Annotated in this window: 15 protein-coding genes; 4 read left to right on the top strand and 11 right to left on the bottom strand. The window is 71.6% G+C overall.

Annotated features, from left to right (window positions below; translation table 11 throughout):
• Positions 1–109 precede the first annotated feature (109 nt).
• The gene (locus ACFQV6_RS29225; protein WP_378030819.1) at positions 110–982 is read left to right on the top strand and encodes a GNAT family N-acetyltransferase; all 873 of its coding nucleotides are present in this window, start codon (positions 110–112) and stop codon (positions 980–982) included.
• A gap of 266 nt (positions 983–1,248) precedes the next feature.
• Here ACFQV6_RS29225 and ACFQV6_RS29220 read toward each other — a convergent pair whose 3' ends face one another.
• The 5 genes from ACFQV6_RS29220 to trpC all read right to left on the bottom strand — a co-directional run bounded on the left by ACFQV6_RS29220 (position 1,249) and on the right by trpC (position 6,606).
• Entirely contained in the window at positions 1,249–2,439 is a 1,191-nt protein-coding gene (locus ACFQV6_RS29220; RefSeq protein ID WP_378030818.1) for an FAD-dependent oxidoreductase, read from the bottom strand.
• Between the two features lie 15 nt (positions 2,440–2,454).
• Positions 2,455–3,615, bottom strand: a complete 1,161-nt coding sequence (gene lgt, locus ACFQV6_RS29215) for a prolipoprotein diacylglyceryl transferase (protein ID WP_378030817.1) — start codon at positions 3,613–3,615, stop codon at positions 2,455–2,457.
• A 167-nt stretch (positions 3,616–3,782) separates the two neighbouring features.
• On the bottom strand, positions 3,783–4,580 hold the full coding sequence (gene trpA / locus ACFQV6_RS29210; RefSeq protein ID WP_378030816.1) for a tryptophan synthase subunit alpha: 798 nt from the start codon (positions 4,578–4,580) through the stop codon (positions 3,783–3,785).
• Positions 4,577–5,818 (bottom strand): tryptophan synthase subunit beta, encoded by a 1,242-nt coding sequence (gene trpB, locus ACFQV6_RS29205; RefSeq protein WP_378030815.1) that lies wholly within the window; start codon positions 5,816–5,818, stop codon positions 4,577–4,579. The genes trpA and trpB overlap by 4 nt, the downstream gene beginning before the upstream one ends.
• Positions 5,815–6,606, bottom strand: a complete 792-nt coding sequence (gene trpC, locus ACFQV6_RS29200; protein WP_378030848.1) for an indole-3-glycerol phosphate synthase TrpC — start codon at positions 6,604–6,606, stop codon at positions 5,815–5,817. Before trpC ends, trpB begins: the two co-directional genes overlap by 4 nt.
• Positions 6,607–7,005: 399 nt before the next feature.
• Between trpC and ACFQV6_RS29195 the strand changes: the two genes are divergently transcribed.
• The gene (locus tag ACFQV6_RS29195) at positions 7,006–7,281 is read left to right on the top strand and encodes a hypothetical protein (protein WP_378030814.1); all 276 of its coding nucleotides are present in this window, start codon (positions 7,006–7,008) and stop codon (positions 7,279–7,281) included.
• 248 nt (positions 7,282–7,529) lie between these two features.
• Here the strand turns inward: ACFQV6_RS29195 and ACFQV6_RS29190 are convergent, their stop codons facing one another.
• From ACFQV6_RS29190 to hisI, 3 genes are read right to left on the bottom strand one after another with little or no spacing between them, the layout of a single operon-like run.
• Entirely contained in the window at positions 7,530–8,249 is a 720-nt protein-coding gene (locus ACFQV6_RS29190) for a Trp biosynthesis-associated membrane protein (RefSeq protein WP_378030813.1), read from the bottom strand.
• On the bottom strand, positions 8,246–9,754 hold the full coding sequence (locus tag ACFQV6_RS29185; protein WP_378030812.1) for an anthranilate synthase component I: 1,509 nt from the start codon (positions 9,752–9,754) through the stop codon (positions 8,246–8,248). The genes ACFQV6_RS29190 and ACFQV6_RS29185 overlap by 4 nt, the downstream gene beginning before the upstream one ends.
• Positions 9,754–10,182, bottom strand: coding sequence for a phosphoribosyl-AMP cyclohydrolase (hisI, locus tag ACFQV6_RS29180; RefSeq protein ID WP_378030811.1), 429 nt, complete (start codon positions 10,180–10,182; stop codon positions 9,754–9,756). Before hisI ends, ACFQV6_RS29185 begins: the two co-directional genes overlap by 1 nt.
• A 212-nt stretch (positions 10,183–10,394) precedes the next feature.
• Here hisI and ACFQV6_RS29175 point away from each other — a divergent pair, with 212 nt between their 5' ends.
• Positions 10,395–12,791, top strand: a complete 2,397-nt coding sequence (locus ACFQV6_RS29175) for a hypothetical protein (RefSeq protein WP_378030810.1) — start codon at positions 10,395–10,397, stop codon at positions 12,789–12,791.
• Between the two features lie 347 nt (positions 12,792–13,138).
• Here ACFQV6_RS29175 and ACFQV6_RS29170 read toward each other — a convergent pair whose 3' ends face one another.
• A complete protein-coding gene (locus tag ACFQV6_RS29170; protein WP_378030809.1) occupies positions 13,139–13,882 on the bottom strand; it encodes a DUF2470 domain-containing protein in 744 nt (247 codons plus the stop codon).
• Positions 13,883–13,952: 70 nt separating this feature from the next.
• Between ACFQV6_RS29170 and rpsD the strand changes: the two genes are divergently transcribed.
• Positions 13,953–14,561 (top strand): 30S ribosomal protein S4, encoded by a 609-nt coding sequence (gene rpsD, locus ACFQV6_RS29165; protein ID WP_378030808.1) that lies wholly within the window; start codon positions 13,953–13,955, stop codon positions 14,559–14,561.
• 170 nt (positions 14,562–14,731) lie between these two features.
• On the opposite strand, the gene ACFQV6_RS29160 is transcribed toward rpsD, so the two are convergent.
• Both ACFQV6_RS29160 and ACFQV6_RS29155 read right to left on the bottom strand, forming a co-directional pair.
• The gene (locus ACFQV6_RS29160; RefSeq protein WP_378030807.1) at positions 14,732–16,489 is read right to left on the bottom strand and encodes an ABC transporter ATP-binding protein; all 1,758 of its coding nucleotides are present in this window, start codon (positions 16,487–16,489) and stop codon (positions 14,732–14,734) included.
• Positions 16,486–18,249: an ABC transporter ATP-binding protein gene (locus ACFQV6_RS29155; protein WP_378030806.1), complete on the bottom strand. Its 1,764-nt coding sequence runs from the start codon at positions 18,247–18,249 to the stop codon at positions 16,486–16,488. Before ACFQV6_RS29155 ends, ACFQV6_RS29160 begins: the two co-directional genes overlap by 4 nt.
• Between the last annotated feature and the right edge of the window lie 60 nt (positions 18,250–18,309).

The raw sequence follows: 18,309 nt of genomic DNA, 5'->3' as shown, positions 1-18,309 counted from the left end.
CTCGCACCGCATAACCGCCGAACCCCGGATGGATCCGCATCCGGGCTTCGCACTGCTTCGCGGACGAACTGAATAGCACAGCCGGTGTGCGGACCGGTAGTCTCGCGCGATGGCGCCAGTGGATTCCGGCCTCTTCGACCGACTCGAACGGTTCTACGACGCTTTGCCTCGTCCCTGGTCGCGGAGCGAGGAGATCGGCTCGCTGACTCTCTTCATCCGCGAGGGAGAGGGCTGGCCTTACTATGCCCGGCCGAGGGTCGGTTCGCACACCCCTTCAGCGGCGGACATAACCGCCACCCGGCAGCGCCAGCGGGAGCTGGGTCTCCCGGAGACCTTCGAGTGGGTCCACGAGACGACACCCGACCTTCTCGCGGTGGCGCGGTCGGCCGGCCTCGCCGTGCTTCTGGCACCGCTGCTGACCTTGGATCCCGCCGCCCTCGTACCGGATCTCCCGGTTCGTGGCGCGACCATCCGCTACCTCGACCCGGCAGCGGCGAGCTTCGCGGCCGACCTGCGGGCGTCCCGGGCGGTGGCACGGCTCGGATTCGGTGCGCCGGCCTATCGGTCATCGCTGGAAACGGTGGAGAAGACGCTGGTCATCGACGGTGCGGGGCCGGTGGAGCGGGATGCCGCGGCGCCGCTGAGCGACGAGGCCGTGCAGCAGGCGCGGGACATGTTCGACAGTGGGGACTATCTGACCGCCGTGGTCGAGTCGTCCACGGAGGGGATCCTCACCACCGCCACCAGCCAGCGTGTGGGCGAGGTGGCCGAGATCGTGGGGGTGGCGACGTTGCCGTCGGCGCGCCGTCGGGGATACGCGTCGCAGCTCACTGCCACCCTGGCGGGGCGGCTGCTGGCCTCGGGTACGGACCTGATCTTCCTGTCGGCCGGGGACGACGACGTGGCGCGGCTGTATACGAAGGTGGGATTCCGGCGCGTGGGTACGGCTTGTATCGCTGAGCCGGAGGCTGTGGCCCTCTGAAGGCGAATGGCTCACAGTTCCCAAGATTTGGTACGCCGTAAGGAGCCGTTCACGTTCCGCTCCTTACGGGTCTGGATGGGGCGGCGGCTCGAACACGCTCCCGAACGATGCCCCGCGGGTGCGTCGATCGGGTGAATCCCACCACGAGATCGCCGTCGCCCGTCTCACACTTTGATCCCACCGCCGCCGAGCCCGGTGACGGCAGTCGCGTCACGCGATGGAGCCGACCCGCAGCCCGGAACGCCACAAGATCGCGGCGTGGGGGGTCAGTCGGGTGGGGTCCAGTCGGCGACCGGGTCGAGGGTGCGGCCCAGCAGCCGGGGCCGCATGTGGTTGAGGGCCGCATCCCGCGCCCGCAGAGCCAGCCGCCCCCGAGCCTGCACCACCGCGGACATCCGCCGGTTCTGCCGCACCACCGTGGTCGTCCGCGGGCGCCGCATCCGGCTGTAAGCCTCCACCGCACCGCACAGATCCGGCCCCGGGGCGGCGTCAGCCATCAGCGACCGCAACGTAGCGGCGTCCTCGAACGCGAGACACGCACCCTGCCCCAGGTGATGCGGCATGGCATGAGCCGCATCTCCGAGCAGCACCACACCGCCCGGCCCGGACCCGAACCCGTACGCGCGGGGCAGTGGCCGCAGCTCACGGACACCCTGCGGAACCAACTCCTCGGGCCGGGTGGCGGCGAGCAGCTCACCCACCGGCTCCGGCCAACCGGCGAACCATCGGCGCAGCAGAGCCAGCTGGGTGGCCGGTGACTCGGGCCGGGTGGCACCGGCGGCAGTGGCGACCCAGTAGACGCCGCCCTTGCCCGCGGCCCGCTCCCCGAGCGGAATGGCGACGAAGCGATATCCCGCACCGAGAATCTCACCGCCCGGGCAGCGGTCGTCGTCCAGCCGCGGCACGCGGAAGGCGGGAATGACTGCCTGCCAGGCGGCGAAACCGGAGCCGAGCGCCACCGACTCGGGCGCCAGCGTGGCCCGGACCCGGCTGTCGATGCCGTCGGCGCCGATCAGGAGGTCGGCCTCGATCGTGGTGCGGCCGTCGGTGACCGCCGGGCGCAGGCGGCGGCCGGTGCGGATGGCCGTCGCCTCGAAGCCGGTGCGGATCTCCACCTGGTCGCCGAGGCCGGCTACCAGGGCGTCGTAGATGTCCTCGAGGTGAGCGGCGGCCGGGCCGGCGGCGGCGCCGGCCCGGGACCGGGGCGCCACCAGCCACTGGCCGTCGGGGCGGCGGACACCGCCGTCGGGCAGCGGTGCGGCGATCGCCGACCAGCCGCCGTCGGGGTCGAGCGCGGCGAGGGCACGCAGGCCGTTGGGCCAGAGAACCACAGCGGTGGGCGGTGCGGCGACCCGCTCAGCGCGTTCCAGCAGCGTGACGCGCCATCCGGTACGCGACAGCGCACCCGCGGCGGCCAGCCCTGCCATCCCCGCGCCCACCACCACGGCAGTACGCATGCCGGTGACCGCGGGTCAGTTCTCGTCCGCGGGCCGGGATTTCCCGGCCTCATCGCTGTCGCCGGAACCACCCACGGAAGCAGAGCCACCCACGGAAGCAGAGCCACCCACCGAAGCAGAGCCACCCACCGGGTCAGAACCGCCGACAGAGGCAGCAACCGCCTCCGCCGGAGCCGCCACGGGGGCCAGGAAACCGGTCCGCTGATACTCCCGGAACCGCTCCTCGCTCACCACCTGGTACGCGGTCGGCATAGCCGGCCTGCGCTCGCCGTCCGCCACATCCACCTGGGAGATGTCGCTGTCGACGGCCGGCTCCGGGGCGCTGTCCGGTGCGTCGATCGGCACCACGTACTCCCGGGGGCCCTTCTTCACGACGAAGTAGACAGTGGCCGCGGCGAAGATGATGAAGGAGACGAAGACGTTGATGCGTACGCCGAGGAACGTGTTGGCCTCGTCGACACGCAGCATCTCGATCCAGGCACGGCCCGCCGTGTACGCCATCACGTACAGCGCGAACGCCCGTCCCTTGCCGAACTTGAACTTGCGGTCGAGCCCCCAGACCAGCCCGGCGACGCCGAGGTTCCAGATCGCCTCGTAGGCGAAGGTCGGGTGGTAGAGCTCCGGCTTGGTCACCGCCTCGCCGTCGATCACCGTGGCGTGGCCGGGGTTGGCCGAGTCCATCTCGTGCACCTCGAGACCCCACGGCAGGGTGGTGACCTTGCCGTACAGCTCGTTGTTGAACCAGTTGCCGAACCGGCCGATGGCCTGCGCCACGGGCAGTCCCGGTGCGAGCGCGTCGGCGACGACGCTCAGCGGCAGGCCGATCTGCCGGGCGGCGATCCAGGCACCGATCGCGCCACCGCCCACAGCGCCCCAGATGCCGAGGCCACCCTCCCAGATGTAGAAGGCCCGGATCGGGTCACCGTCGGCGCCGAAGTAGTCCTGGGGCGAGGTGATGAGGTGGTAGATCCGGGCGCCGATGATGCCGAACGGCACCGCCCACACCACGATGTCGAGCGAGGTCCACTGCGCGACACCCCGGCGCCGCAGCCGGTATTCCAGGATGAGCGTGGCGGCGACCATGCCGAGGATGATGCAGAGCGCGTACGCCCGGATCGGCAACGGTCCTAGGTGCCACACCGACGTGGTGGGACTGGGGATGGCGGCGATGTTCACGGGTGCACACGCTACCGCCGCGAGGCCGCCGTGTGATGGCCGGGCAGGACCCAATTTCGCAACTCCGGGCCGACGTCAGGCGACGGCCGATGTCACTACGAAGCCGGACAAGCACCCCCGGCGAGGACCGGGCCGATGCCCTGGGGGACATCGGCCGGGTCCAGCGGTCAGCGGGAGCGGACGCCCTCGGCCAGTTCGGCGCTCAGGGTGCGGAGCCGGTCCAGGCCGGTGGCCCGGTCCGGTGCCTCCAGCATGCAGCGGATCAGCGCGCTGCCGACGATCACGCCGTCGGCGAAGGCGGCCACCTCGGCGGCCTGCTTTCCGTTGCCGACGCCCAGGCCGACGCCGATGGGCAGGTTCGGGTCGATCGCGCGGATCCGCGAGACCAGCTCCGGTGCCTGCGAGGAGACCGTCGTACGCGCGCCCGTCACACCCATGAGCGCGGTGGCGTAGACAAAACCGCGGCAGTTCGCCAGGGTCATCGCGATCCGCTCGTCGGTCGACGAGGGTGCCACCAGGAACGTGCGGTCGATCTGGTGCGCGTCCGAGGCGGCGATCCACTCGGCGGCCTCGTCCGGGATCAGGTCCGGCGTGATCAGCCCGGTGGCACCGGCCGAGGCCAGGTCACGGGCGAACGCGTCGACACCGTACTTCTCGATCGGGTTCCAGTAGGTCATCAGCACGACCGTGGCACCCGCCGACGAGACCGCGTCGATGATCTTCAGGGTGTCGCGGGTGCGGACCCCGTTCGCGAGCGCGATGTCGCTCGCCTTCTGGATCACCGGGCCGTCCATCACCGGGTCCGAGTACGGCAGCTCGACCTCGATCACGTCGCAGCCGGCCCGGTGCATCTCGATCATCTGCTCGATGCTGTCGTCGACCGTCGGGAACCCGGCCGGCATGCAGCCGACCAGCACCGACCGGTTCTCGGCCGCGGCCGCGGCGAACGTGGAAGCGATGCTCACGTGTTCTCCCCGGGTACGACCGTCTCGACCGGGTCGAGGATGCCGAAGTAGGCGCCGGCCGTGTGCACGTCCTTGTCACCACGCCCGGACAGGTTCACCACGATCGTCGGCGTCCGGCCCAGCTCCGCACGCAGCCGGGGAGCGATCTTCGCGACGCCCGCGAGAGCGTGCGCGCTCTCGATCGCCGGGATGATCCCCTCGGTACGGCAGAGCAGCTGGAACGCCGCCATCGCCTCCGCGTCGGTGACCGGCTCGTACACGGCCCGGCCGCTGTCGTGCAGCCAGGCGTGCTCCGGGCCGACACCCGGGTAGTCCAGCCCCGCCGAGATCGAGTGCGACTCGATCGTCTGCCCGTCGTCGTCCTGCAGCAGGTAGGTGCGGTTACCGTGCAGCACACCCACCGATCCGCCGGTGATCGAAGCGGCGTGCCGGCCGGTCTCCACGCCGTCACCGCCGGCCTCGAAGCCGTACAGGCGGACGCCCTCGTCGGGCACGAACGCGTGGAAGATGCCGATCGCGTTCGAGCCGCCGCCGACACAGGCCGCGACAGCGTCCGGCAGCTTGCCGGTCATCTCCAGGACCTGTGCCCGGGCCTCGACGCCGATACCGCCGACGAAGTCGCGGACCAGCTCCGGGAACGGGTGCGGGCCGGCCGCCGTACCCAAGAGGTAGTGGGTGGTGTCGACCGTGGTCACCCAGTCGCGCAGCGCCTCGTTGAGAGCGTCCTTGAGCGTACGGGAGCCGTTGGTCACCGGAATGACGGTGGCGCCGAGCATCCGCATCCGGGCCACGTTGAGCGCCTGCCGCTCGGTGTCCATCTCGCCCATGTAGACCGTGCACTCGAGGTCGAGCAGCGCGGCCGCCGTGGCGCTGGCGACACCGTGCTGGCCGGCACCGGTCTCGGCGATCACGCGGGGCTTGCCCATCCGCTTGGCGAGCAGCGCCTGACCGAGCACGTTGCGCACCTTGTGCGCGCCGGTGTGGTTCAGGTCCTCGCGCTTCAGCAGGATCTCCGCGCCGAGCGCCTCGGAGAGCCGGGTCGCCCGGTAGAGCAGCGACGGCACACCCGCGTAGTTCAGCAGCAGGTCCTGGAACCGTGCCTGGAACTCCGGGTCCTGCTTCGCCGACCGGTACGCGGCGTCCAGCTCGTCCAGGGCCTTGATCAAGGCCTCCGGGACGAACCGGCCGCCGTACTTACCGAAGTGCCCGGCGAGATCCGGAAACGTCGGAGTCGTCACCGGACCGGCCTAGGTGTCGCCGGATGGTTGCCCGCGTTGACCAGTTCGGCCACCGCGTCACGCGGCGACTTCTGGGTCACCAGACCCTCGCCGACGAGCACCGCGTCAGCGCCCGCGGACGCGTACCGGATCAGGTCGTGCGGACCGCGCACGCCCGACTCGGCGATCTTCACGACGTTGTTCGGCAGGCCCGGCGCGATGCGCTCGAAGACCGACCGGTCCACCTCGAGGGTGCGCAGGTCCCGGGCATTCACGCCGATCACCTTCGCGTTCGCCTCCAGTGCCCGGTCCGCCTCCTCCTCGTTGTGCACCTCGACGAGGGCGGTCATGCCCAGCGACTCGATGCGCTCGAGGAGGCCGACGAGAGCGTTCTGCTCCAGCGCCGCCACGATGAGCAGGACCAGGTCGGCACCGTGCGCCCGGGCCTCGTGCACCTGGTAGCTGGAGACGACGAAGTCCTTGCGCAGGACCGGGATCTTCACCGACTTGCGGACCGCGGTCAGGTCGTCCAGCGAACCGCCGAACCACCGCCCCTCGGTGAGCACGCTGATGCAGCGGGCGCCACCCGCCGCGTACTCACCGGCGAGCTCGGCCGGGTCCGGGATGTCGGCGAGCGCGCCCTTGGACGGGGACGACCGCTTGACCTCGGCGATCACCGCCACGCCGGGCTTGCGCAACGCCGCGTACGCGTCGATCGCGGGTGGTGCTGCCGCCGCGAGTTCACGCACCTTTTCCAGCGGCGTCGCCGCCTGGCGTGCCGCTACGTCCTCACGCACCCCGGCGAGGATCTCTTCGAGAACGTTCTGCGGAGCCGCCTCGCGCCGCGCGGGGCCGCCACTGCCCGCTTCCGCCTGATCGGATGTCACGTAATGACTCCCCTCTCCGGGTGTCTTCGGCCCGATGCTAAGAGGTCACGGGGTGTGACGGCCTGCCGGGGGTATGGCGCGCCTCACGGAATGGGCTGGGGCATAATGCCAGGCTGCTCCGCGGGCTTGTTGGATCACTCACACGGTTGGCTCGCTCACACCGCCGCTGGGCAGGGGCACTTCGGCCGTTCGGCCGATACCACTTCATGTTGACGTCCATGTCACCGTGCGGAAATACGACTCCACGAGCATGAGACTCGGGCAGACTTGTCCCGGCGTCCCCTAACGCCGCCAGCCGGACGATGATTGCGGAGTCGAACGATGGCCACTGCCTCCCATACCCAGGTCTCATCCACTCAACCGATCGGGTTCCTCACACTCTCCCGGACGTTGGTCTCCCTGGCCGCGGACGTGGCCACCGGCGTGCAGCGCGCCGTGGTCGGCCCCGCGAGCGTGCGCACCGCCCGCGACAACGCCTGGGACGCGATCCTCGCCGACCGCGCCCGCGCGAAAGCCCGCGCCGACACCAGCCGCGCCGTGGCCGCCCTCATCGCCACCACACCGTCCCACCACACCAGAACGCTGGTTCGGAGCTGACCCTCACAGGCACCCCGAGGGTGGGCGATCCAGGCCCTTTTCTCCCGGTTTTTCTTTTGTACGCACAACGCGGTGTCTTCCACTGCCGCCGTCGCGACCTGATCACCACTCCAGGCCACCACGCGACCGCCGGCTGAGCGCCACACCGCAACCGCCGGCCGGTGCCCGGCCATAACGCGACCGCCGGCTGCGTGCGTTTCACCCCGAGACATCACGTTTACCCGATGGGGTGAAAGTGGGTGGAGGGCTCAGCGGGTGGGGTCTTCGCCTCGGTCGAGGGCTTCCCAGAAGGCGCGGTTGTCGGTGGGGCGGGACCGTCCCGGTGAGTTGATGGCTGCTCCGCCGTTGGGCCCGGCGGGGGACGACGGCTCGGCGCCGGCCGGGGACGACGGCTCGGACCCGACTGCGGCCGATGGCTCGGAGCCCTCAGCGGCTGACGGCTCGGATCCGGTCGCGGATGACGCCTCCGGGCCCGTGGACGACGGCTCGGACGCCGCCGATCGCTGAGCGGGGGGCGGGGCTGTGCTCCGGTCGTACCGGGAAGACATGGCCGACCAGAGATGACCGTGCCGCGCGGCGAGCAGGCCGCCCACCGCGATCGCCGCGCCGCCCAGGACGCAGGCCGCCGGCCAGATCCACGCGCCGGCGCCCGCGTCGCCGGTCTCGACCCCGGCTCGCGCGAGCACCGCGCCCACGACGATGCCCGCGCCGGTCAGCGTCAGCAGCACGCCCAGCCCGCGCCGCGCCACACCCCGGGTGGCCAGCAGCGCACCCGCCCCGGCGAGGGCGACGAGCGCCAGCCCGAGGAGCCAGGGCTGCGCCTCGGCGCCGGTCTGCTCGGTGCGCAACGCGGGCAGGCCGGGCCGTTCCTCGACCTGGACCGACCAGACGCGGGTGGCGGCGAAGAGGGTGAGCCCGGCACCGGCCAGGCAGGCGACGACGGCTGTGGAGTGCGTGCGCCGGTTCATCGGGCGGCGCGCAGCGTCTCGGCCGAGGCGATCGCGGCGAGGACGGCGGCGGCCTTGTTACGGGTCTCCTGTTCCTCGGCGACCGGATCGGAGTCGGCGACGATGCCCGCGCCCGCACCGACGTAGGCGACACCGTCCTTGATCAGAGCAGTCCGGATCGCGATCGCCATGTCCATGTCCCCGGCGAAGCCGAAGTAGCCGACCGTGCCGCCGTACAGGCCGCGGCGGGTCGGCTCCAGCTCCTCGATGATCTCCATGGCACGGACCTTGGGCGCTCCCGACAGGGTGCCGGCCGGGAAGGTGGCGGCCAGCGCGTCGAACGCGGACCGGTCCTCGCGCAGCCGGCCGACCACTGTCGACACGATGTGCATGACGTGGCTGTACCGCTCGATCCGGGCGAATTCCGGCACCTCGACCGAGCCCGCCTCGCAGACCCGGCCCAGGTCGTTGCGGCCCAGGTCGACGAGCATGACGTGCTCGGAGCGCTCCTTCGGGTCGGCGAGCAGCTCGGCCGCGAGCGCCGCGTCCTGTTCCGGGGTGGCGCCGCGCCAGCGGGTCCCGGCGATCGGGTGCAGCAGCGCTGTCCGGTTGTCGCTGACCTTGAGGTGCGCCTCCGGCGAGGAGCCGACGATGTCGAAGTCGTCGAAACGCAGCAGATACATGTACGGCGACGGGTTGGTGGCACGCAGCACCCGGTAGACGTCGAGCGCGTTGGCGTCGGTGGACCGCTCGAAGCGCTGCGCCACCACGATCTGGAAGCACTCGCCGGCCCGGATCGCCTCCTTGGCCGTCTCCACCGCCTTCTGGTACTCACCCGGCGCGGTCCGGCTGACCGGCTCCCCCGCCGGACGGCGGTCCACAGTGGAGACCATCGGCGGCGTGGGCCGGGACAGCGCGGTGGTCATCGCGTCGAGCCGGCCGATCGCCTGGTGGTAGCCGGCGCGCCGGTCGGCGTCGCTCGCGTCCTCGGCGAGCACCGCGTTGGCGACCAGCAGCGCGGATCCCTCGTGATGGTCCAGGACCACCAGGTCGGTGGCGAGCATCATGCCCAGCTCGGGCAGGGGCACGTCGTCGGTCGCGGTGGCCGGCAGCCGCTCGAAGCGTCGCACCAGGTCGTAGCTGAGGTAGCCGACCATGCCACCGGTCAGCGGCGGCAGCCCGTCCTCCGGCACGACACCGCCGGTCAGCGCGGCCACCGTCTCGCGCAGGGCCACGACCGGATCACCACCGAGGGGTACGCCGTCCGGAGGCGTACCGAGCCAGGCGGCCTGACCGTCCCGCTCGACGAGGGTGGCCGCACTGCGCACGCCGATGAACGAGTACCGCGACCAGGCGACGCCCTGCTCCGCGGACTCCAGGAGGAAGGTGCCCGGTCCGCCGGCGAGCTTCGTGTAGACGCCGACCGGGGTCTCACCGTCGGCGAGGAGCCTGCGGGTGACCGGGACGACCCGCCTTCTCTCGGCGACGAACTCGGCCTCACCGGGAAAGGTCGCTCCGCTGGTCATCAAGCCTCCACGGAAAGGTCACCGGCGACGGTAAGGCCGCCGCTGACAGAAGGGTCGCCGCTGACAGAAGGGTCGCCGCTGACGGAAAGGTCATCGGTGAAGCAGGTGTGCGTTCCGGTGTGGCAGGCCGCGCCGATCTGATCGACGGTGACCAGCAGGGCGTCGCCGTCGCAGTCCAGCGACACCTTCCTGACGTGCTGGAAGTGGCCGGAGGTGGCGCCCTTCACCCAGTACTCCCCGCGGCTGCGGGACCAGTAGGTGGCCCGGCCGGTGGCGAGGGTGCGGTGCAGCGCCTCGTCGTCCATCCAGGCGAGCATCAGGACGTCGCCGGTGCCGTGCTCCTGCACGATCGCCGCGACGAGGCCGTCGGCGGAGCGCTTGAGGCGGCCGGCGATCGCCGGGTCCAGGGTGGTCTCTGTTTCGGGCACGGTCAGGATTGTCCCCCATCGGTTCCGGGTGCCGTAACGACCCGCAGAAGGCCCACGATCCGGTAACCGGGGATGTGCCGGACACTCCGGAGCGGTACGGTCGCCGGAGCGCGGTACGTGGCTGACTGCCTCATCGCCCGCCGCTCGGTGTGTCTGCGCAGGTGACGGCAGCCCCGGCGGGCGCGACTCGCGACGGGAGTGGTGAAACCGAGATGGAGCCGACGTCCAGCCCCGACAACCCCCGGCCCTCGGCCGGGCTCGCCCGGTTCTGGCAGGTGCGCCCGGATGCGGACACCCCGGCGGAACACCCGTCCGGCGACACGGAGGCGGAGAAGGCGGAGGCGGCGATCGCTGAGGCAGAGATCGCTGAGGCGGAGATGGCTGAGGCGGAGATGGTCGCGCTCGGCTCCCGCCGGATGATGAACGCCCTCGACTCACCGACCTCCCTGCTACCCATCTCCCCGCCGCCCGGGACCTTCAACGTCCGGCCGACCAAAGTTGCGCCGGCCAATGTTCGGCCGGCCGCACCGGTCGCCTCCGCCGCCCGCCCTCCCGGCGGTCCCGGCGGTCCCGGCGGTCCCGGCGGTCACGGGCTGGGCCAGAACGGTGACAAATCCACCTCCTCCGACCCGTTCGGCCTGAACCGGGCCGCGGGCCGGGCCACACCGGGGGCACCGCGCGACCCGGCCGGCGGCCGTCCGTTCTCCGGCACACCGGCCCGGTCAAGGCACGGCGATACTGATCACTCAGTCCCTCCGGACGAGGAGCAGGGTCCCGCTCAGGACGTAAAGTCCCAGGAGCCGGAGACCGGCGACGCTCCCACGGGTCGCGAAGGCACCTTCGGTGGATTCGGCCTCGGCGGGCGACTGGGCGGTACCGGACGGTTCCTGTTCGGTCGCAACAGCACCGAGTCCGAAGACGTCAACGGGCGCTCCGGCGACGACGACCAACCGGGTGGACCGGGGTCCGAGGCGACGGAGGCCGCCGACCCCGGTGACTCCCGGGCCGCCGGAGACGGCGACCAGCGAGCTGCCGGGAACGGCGACTCGCAGGCCGCCGGCTCGGGCGGTTCGACGGTCGCCGACCAGCCTGCCGGCGCGCAGCCGGCCGGTGCGACACCGGCGAAGGATCCCGCGGCGGAGACTCCGCGGGAGGCCGACGACCAGGACGCCGCCGTGACGGCGGGCCCTAGCGACGAGAACGGACGTGAGGACATGAACGGACGGGCAGGAGCGCCCGGTTACCCGCAGACCGGCGAGGCGCCGGGCCTGGACGGCAAGGCCGTCCCGGCTCAGCCCGGCCTGCGCGGTGACACGGGTGAGGAGTCTCCGGCCCAGGGTCCGGAGAGCCCGCGACCGGTCGCCGGATGGGCACAGGTGCCGTCGAACCCGGTCGCGCCGGCCTCGGCCGGACCGGTCTCCGGCGCCCCGGTGTCGCCCGGGTTCGCCCCCGGTACGTACGGGCTCGCCGACTTCACGCCGGACCACCCGGCAGCCAACCCCAGCCCGGTCTCCGGGCTACCCGGCCAGGCCGCCCCCGCCGATCCGGCCGCCATCGCACCGGTCTCCCCCGCTCAGCTCCCGGGCGTGCAGATCCCCGGTATGCAGCTCCCGGGCTCGCAGCTTCCCGGCTCGCAGCTTCCCGGCTCGCACCTTCCGGGTTCGCAGCTTCCCGGCTCGCAGCCTCCCGGCTCGCAGCTTCCGGGTTCGCAGTCCGGAGCGTCGCTGCCGGCCGTGCAGATCCCGGCCACCCGGACGCCGCCGGACCAGGCCGTCGACCGTGGTCCCGAGGCGCGCGGTGCCGAATCACGTACCTCCGAAACGCGTGGATCCGACCCTCGCGGTTCCGAATCGCGTGGATCTGAGGCACGTGGATCTGAGGCACGTGGTTCCGACACCCGTGGTTCCGAGGCTCGCGGTTCTGAATCGCGTGGTTCCGAATCGCTCGGCTCGGACCTTACGGAGAACGGCGGCTACGCGGGTCTGCCCTCGTCAGCCGACGGTGCCTTCGGTTTCAGCCCGACCGGATACAGCCTCGGCCGCTCGGGTGACGCCCTCGGTGTCGCCTCGGTGAACCCGGCCTCGCCACACTCCGGCTCGATCCCGCCGCCGCCCGACTTCCAGGCCTTCCCGCCGCTCACGATGGACAGCGGCGTGACCGGCCTCGCGGTCGGCGGCGCCGGCCGCCGTGCCCGGGAGGAGCAGGAGCCGCAGCAGCCACCGCGCCGCTCGGCCAGCCTGGAGGACGTGGAACCGGTACGCCGGTCCGGGCGCCGGGCCTCCCGCGAGGAGGAGGAGCCGGCGGCCCTGGTCCCCGATCTGGATGTCGAAGAACCGCAGATCACCCGGACCGTCTGGGACGACGACGCGGCCCGCCACTTCCGGGCGGCCTGGCACGAGGTCAAGGCGGAGTTCGTCGACGACCCGGTGACCGCACTGACCCGGGCGCACGACCTGCTCACCGACGCGGTCAACGAACTGACCGAGGTGCTGCTGGCCGAGCGGGACGAACTGGACCCGCTGCGGGGCACCGGCACCCCGGACACCGAAAGCATGCGGATGGCCATGCGCGGCTACCGGGAGTTCCTGGACCGCATCCTGTCTCTGTAGACGCTCGATGCGGTAGACGCTCGATGCTGTAGACGCACGATGCTGTAGACGCACGACGCTGAATGCCTACGACGGCGGGCCGCGCCTCTTCCCGAGGTGCGGCCCGCTGCCGTTCGTGGTGTGGTTGTGCTCTGCCGACCGCGGCACCGGCCGGCAGAGCACAAAGACGGGATCCCGCGACCTGACGGCGGCAGAAGGTGGTCGCTGGGATCCCGTCTGTTCATGGGCCCGATCGCTCGGGCAACGGCCTCCTCGCACGTGGTGCCCGACGGCGAGAGAAGCCGCGCGTGGCGCCCGCCCGGCGGCGAGAGAAGCCGCGCGTGGCGCCCGCCCGGCGGCGAGACGGCTCAGGCGGCCGTTTCCTCCTGGGTCGCGCAGCGGCGGCAGAGGATCGGGTGCAGCAGGTGGGCCAGGTCGTGCCGGTCGGTGACCGGGCGCGGGAAGGCGAGCCGGGCGCTGCGGCCGCCCATCCGGACCAGGAAGCCGTACCGGTCCAGTCGGACCACCTTCGGCTCCTCGCCGGCGCGGGCGGCCGGGCCCAGCTGGCGCTGCACGTAGGCGCCCATCTCGGCCACGTGGTGGTCGTGCAGGTCGGCGATCAGGTCGAACTCGACGGTCCGCAGCGGGTCCGGTGCGGCCTCGGCGAAGTCCTCCGGATCGATCTCGACGAGGTGCTCGTGGCGCTCGTAGCGGACCTCGGCGACGTCCATCCGGTACAGCGCCTGGCCCTCGCCGATGTCGAGCAGGTCGCCGCAGGCGTCGGTGTCGGCGTAGTCCAGCGCCGCGGAACGCGCGTCCTCGCCGGTCAGCCGCACCGCCCAGCCGGAGACCCAGACCCGTCCGAGCGACGGCGAGGAGGCCATCGGGGGGACGTCGCGGATGTCGAGGACCAGTGCGGTGTCGTCGTTGCCGTCCTGCGGGCGCAGCGCGGTGGCGACGGTGCCCTCGGCCGGCACGAGAAGCAGCACCCGTCCCTGCGCGTCTGTCACGTGGCGGACCGGAACAGGACCGGGACGGCAGGCGATGTGGGCCACGGCGGGCAGGTGACCAGCGGAAAGCGTCCGCGCGATCTCGGCGGGACTGGGTTGCATGACGAGCACCTCCGGGCACCGGTTAGGCTTACCTAAGTTAGGCAAGGCTTACCGTAACAGGAGATCCCAGTTGAACAACTCCCGACCCAAGGCGAAGCTCTCACGAGCCCTCGGCATCCCGCTCACGCGTAAGTGCGTCAAGTACTTCGAGCGGCGCCCGTTCCCGCCCGGCGTGCACGGCCGGGGACGCCGCAAGAGCTCGGACTACCAGGTCCGGCTGCTGGAGAAGCAGCGGCTGCGCCACCAGTACAACATCAGCGAGGTCCAGATGCGGGCCGCCTTCGACGCCGCGCACAAGGCCGAGGGCAAGACCGGCGAGACCATGGTCACGCTGCTCGAGCGCCGCCTCGACGCCACGGTGTTCCGGGCCGGTTTCACCCGGACCATCTACCAGGCCCGCCAGCTCGTGGTCCACGGTCACTTCACCGTGGACGGCAAGAAGGTCGACCGCCCCGGCTACAAGCTGAAGCCCGGCCAGGTCATCGAGGTCAAGGAGACCAGCCGGCCGAAGCCGCCGTTCCAGATCGCGGCGACCGGCACGCACCTCGACGGGCCGACCGCGCCGTACCTGTCGACGGTGCTCGAAGAGCTGCGCACCACGGTGATCCGCGCGCCGCAGCGTTCCGAGATCCCGGTGCTCTGCGACGAGCAGCTGGTCGTCGAGTACTACGCCCGGTGACGCACAAGCTCCTGAATCGCTGAGATGGCGGGCCTCTCGCAGCGGTCGCACGTGGACCGGCAAACGGCCGCCGTGGATCGAAACACGGCCACCGTGGACCGGCACCAGGCCGCGGACCCACACACGGCCGCTGCGAGCGACGCGCTCATCTCACCGGGGATCGATCCCGGTCAGCGTGTCTGTTCCAACCAGCTGGCGTAGAGCTTGGCGTAGATCGAACCCTCCTCGGCGACGAGCCGGGAATGCGGGCCGCGTTGCACGACGCGGCCCGCTTCCACGACGATCACCTCGTCCGCGGCCTCGGCGGTGGAGAGCCGGTGGGCGATCGCCACCGTGGTGCGCCCCCGCGTCACCAGGTCGAGCGCGTGCTGCAGCCGCACCTCGGTCGCCGGGTCCACCGCACTCGTCGCCTCGTCCAGCACCAGCAGATCCGGATCGGCCACGTACGCCCGTACCAGTGCCACCAGCTGCCGCTCACCCACGCTGAGCGCCTCCCCGCGCTCACCCACCGGCGTGTTCACACCCTCCGGCAGGCCGTCCACCCAGTCCGCGAGCCCCAGCTCGGTGAACGCGCGTCCCAGCGCCTCGTCGGTCAGCTCCGGCTCGGCGAACCGGATGTTCTCGGCGACCGTGGCGTCGAAGAGGAAGCCGTCCTGCGGCACCATCACCACCCGCGAGCGCAGCGACGAGAACCGCACCTCGGTCAGCGGCACCCCGCCCAGCAGCACGGCACCCTCCGCCGGGTCCATCAGCCGGGTGAGCAGCTTCGCGAAGGTGGTCTTGCCGCTGCCGGTCTCCCCCACCACGGCGACCTTGGTCCGTGCCGGGATCTCCAGGTCCACGCCGGAGAGGACGACCGGACCGCCCGGATAGCGGAACGAGACGTCCTGGAAGCGGACCGAGAGCGGGCCGGCCGGCAGCTCGACACCGCGGTCGTCCGGGTCGGCCACGTCCGGGTCCACGTCCAGCACGTCGAGGATGCGCCGCCAGCCGGCCACCGCGTTCTGCGCCTCGTTGAGCATGTCGGTGGCGATCTGCACCGGCTGGATGAAGAGCGTCACCAGGAACAGGAAAGCGGTGAGCCGGCCCACCGTGATCTCGCCGTCCAGGCCGAGCATCGTGCCCACAACCACGACGCCGGCCAGGGCCAGGCCGGCACCGATCTCGCCGCTGGAGAAGCTGGTCACGCTGGTACGCATGGCCCGCTGCTGCGCCGTACGCAGATCCTCGATCGCGGTGTCCAGCCGGTCCTCGGTCCGGGAGGCCACGCCGTACGACCGGATCACGGTGGCGCCGACCACGCTCTCGGCGACCGCGCCGAGCATCACGCCGGTGCGCTCGCGGACCGCCTTGTAGACGGCCGCCAGCCGCTTCTGGAAGAGCCGGATCACGGCGACCGCGGGACCGAACGCGAGCAGCACCACCATGGTGAGCTGCCACGAGTAGACGAACATGACGACCGTCGAGACGATCAGCTGTCCGCTGGCGAGCAGCAGCTGCACCCCGCCGGTCTGGAGGAACTGGGAGATCTGGTCGACGTCACCGGTCACCCGGGACACCATCGAGCCGCGCCGCTCGGACTGCTGGTGCAGCATCGACAGGTCGTGGATGTGCCGGAAGGTCCGTGACCGCAGCCCGCCGAGCGCGGTCTCGCTGACCGTGAACAGCCGCCGGGTCATCAGGTAACCGCAGAGCGTGGAGATCGACAGGGCGACCAGGGTCAACGCCACGATCACCAGGACGACCTGCGGGTCCGGGCCGCCGGGGCCGCGGATGCCCCGGTCGATGCCCTGCTGGATGGCGATCGGCACGGCGACCCGGCCGGCCATCTGGAGCAGTGCCAGCCCGATCGTGCCGGCCAGCCCGGTGCGCAGCTCCGGCGAGAGAGCGAGCCCGCGCCGGATGGTCGCGACGGTACCTTCGCTCATCGTTCGTCCTTCTCGTACGCCGTCACCAGGTCCAGATAACCCGGCTGTGTGGCCATCAGCTCGGTGTGCGTACCGGTGGCGACGACCCGGCCCTGCTGGAGGAAGACCACCTCGTCGGCGAGCGCGATCGTGGCCCGCCGGTATGCCACCACCAGGATCGACGTTCCCGCGTGCCGCAGGGCGTCCAGGATGGCGGCCTCGACCCGCGGGTCGACAGCGCTGGTGGCGTCGTCGAGCACCAGCAGGCGCGGCCGGCCGGCCAGGGCCCGGGCGAGCGTGATCCGCTGCCGCTGGCCGCCGGAGAGCGAGGTGCCCCGCTCGCCGACAGCGGTGTCGAGCTGGTCGGGCAGCTCGCCGACGAACCGGTCCGCCTGGGCCAGCCGCAGCGCCGCCCACACCTCGTCGTCGCCGGCCCGCGGGCGGTCCAGGGCGACGTTGCCGCGCACCGTGTCGTCGAACACGAACGGGATCTGCGGTACCAGTGCGGTGGCCTCGGCCAGGGCGGCGCCGGCCAGGTCGGGCAGCTTCACGCCGTCGATCGCGACGCTGCCGGCCTCCGGGTCGACCAGGCGGGTGGCGAGGGCGGCGATCGTCGACTTGCCGGAACCGGTGGCGCCGACCAGGGCCACTGTCTTCCCGGCCGGAACGGTGAAGGTGACGTCGTGCAGGACGGTCGGACCCGCCGCGTAGCGGTAGTCGACCTGCTCGAATCGCAACTCCGCCGGGCCCGCGTCCGGCAGGGCGCTTTCACCGTACGAAAGATCCCCCTCGGCCGACAGCACGGCCTGGACCCGCTCCCATCCGGCGACGCTGCGCGGCAGCTCGCCGACCACCCACCCGATCGCGCGCACCGGGAAGGCCAGCACGGTGAACAGGAACGCGACGCTGACCAGCTCGGCGACGCTCACCGCGCCCTGCTGCAACCGCCAGGTGCCGAGCAGCAGCACGGCCAGCGTGCCGATGCTGGGCAGGCTGTCCATCAGCGGGTCGAAGATGCCGCGCAGCCGGCCGACCGAGATCAGCGCGTCGCGCAGCTCGGTGACGAACACGCCGAATCGGCGCGACTCGTCCGCCTCCCGGCCCATCGTCTTGACCACCAGCGCGCCGTCGAAGCTCTCGTGCGCGACCGCGCTGACCTTGGCGCGCATCCGCTGCGCGTGGATCTGCCGGGGCGACATCCGGCGCGAATAGGCCAGGTTCAGCGCGAACAGGGCGGGGAAGAGCGCGACGCCGACCATCGCCAGCACCCAGTCGGTGACGAAGAGCGAGATCACCGCCGCCACGATCATCACGATCGTGCCGACCGCGAACGGCATCGGTGCGATCGGGGCGAACGCGGCCTCGACGTCGGAGCTCGCGTTGGAGAGCAGGGTGCCGGTGGCGTGCCGCTGGTGCCAGGCCGGCGGCAGCGAGAGATAGCGCCGGGTCACCGCCCGCCGGTACCGCGCCTGGAGGCGGAACTGCATGAATCCGGCGCCGAGGCGCCGCGCGAAGATGCTCGCGACGCGCAGCCCGCTGATACCCAGGAGCACGGCGACGATCAGCGCGAGCTGGCCGTTGCCCACCCGGCCTGCCGCGAACGCCGGCACCACGACGTGGCCGATCACATAACCGACGACGTACGAGTTGGCGATGATCAGGAGTCCGAAGAAGCTGCTGCCGATCGCGCTGATGACGAAGAGCCGAGGCTCCGTCCGGATCGCGTGGCCGAGCACCCGCAGACCACGTCCCAGCACGTCGTTGGAGGCTCTGCCGCTCAATTTCCTACCCGACTGGTAAGTGTGCGCCGGGGTTACCGGCCTTACCGGTCTATCCTGCCC

Origin of the sequence: Actinoplanes sp. GCM10030250 (assembly GCF_042666575.1) — a bacterium.
Taxonomy (GTDB): Bacteria; Actinomycetota; Actinomycetes; order Mycobacteriales; family Micromonosporaceae; genus Actinoplanes.
This window is presented reverse-complemented; position numbering and strand designations above follow the sequence as displayed.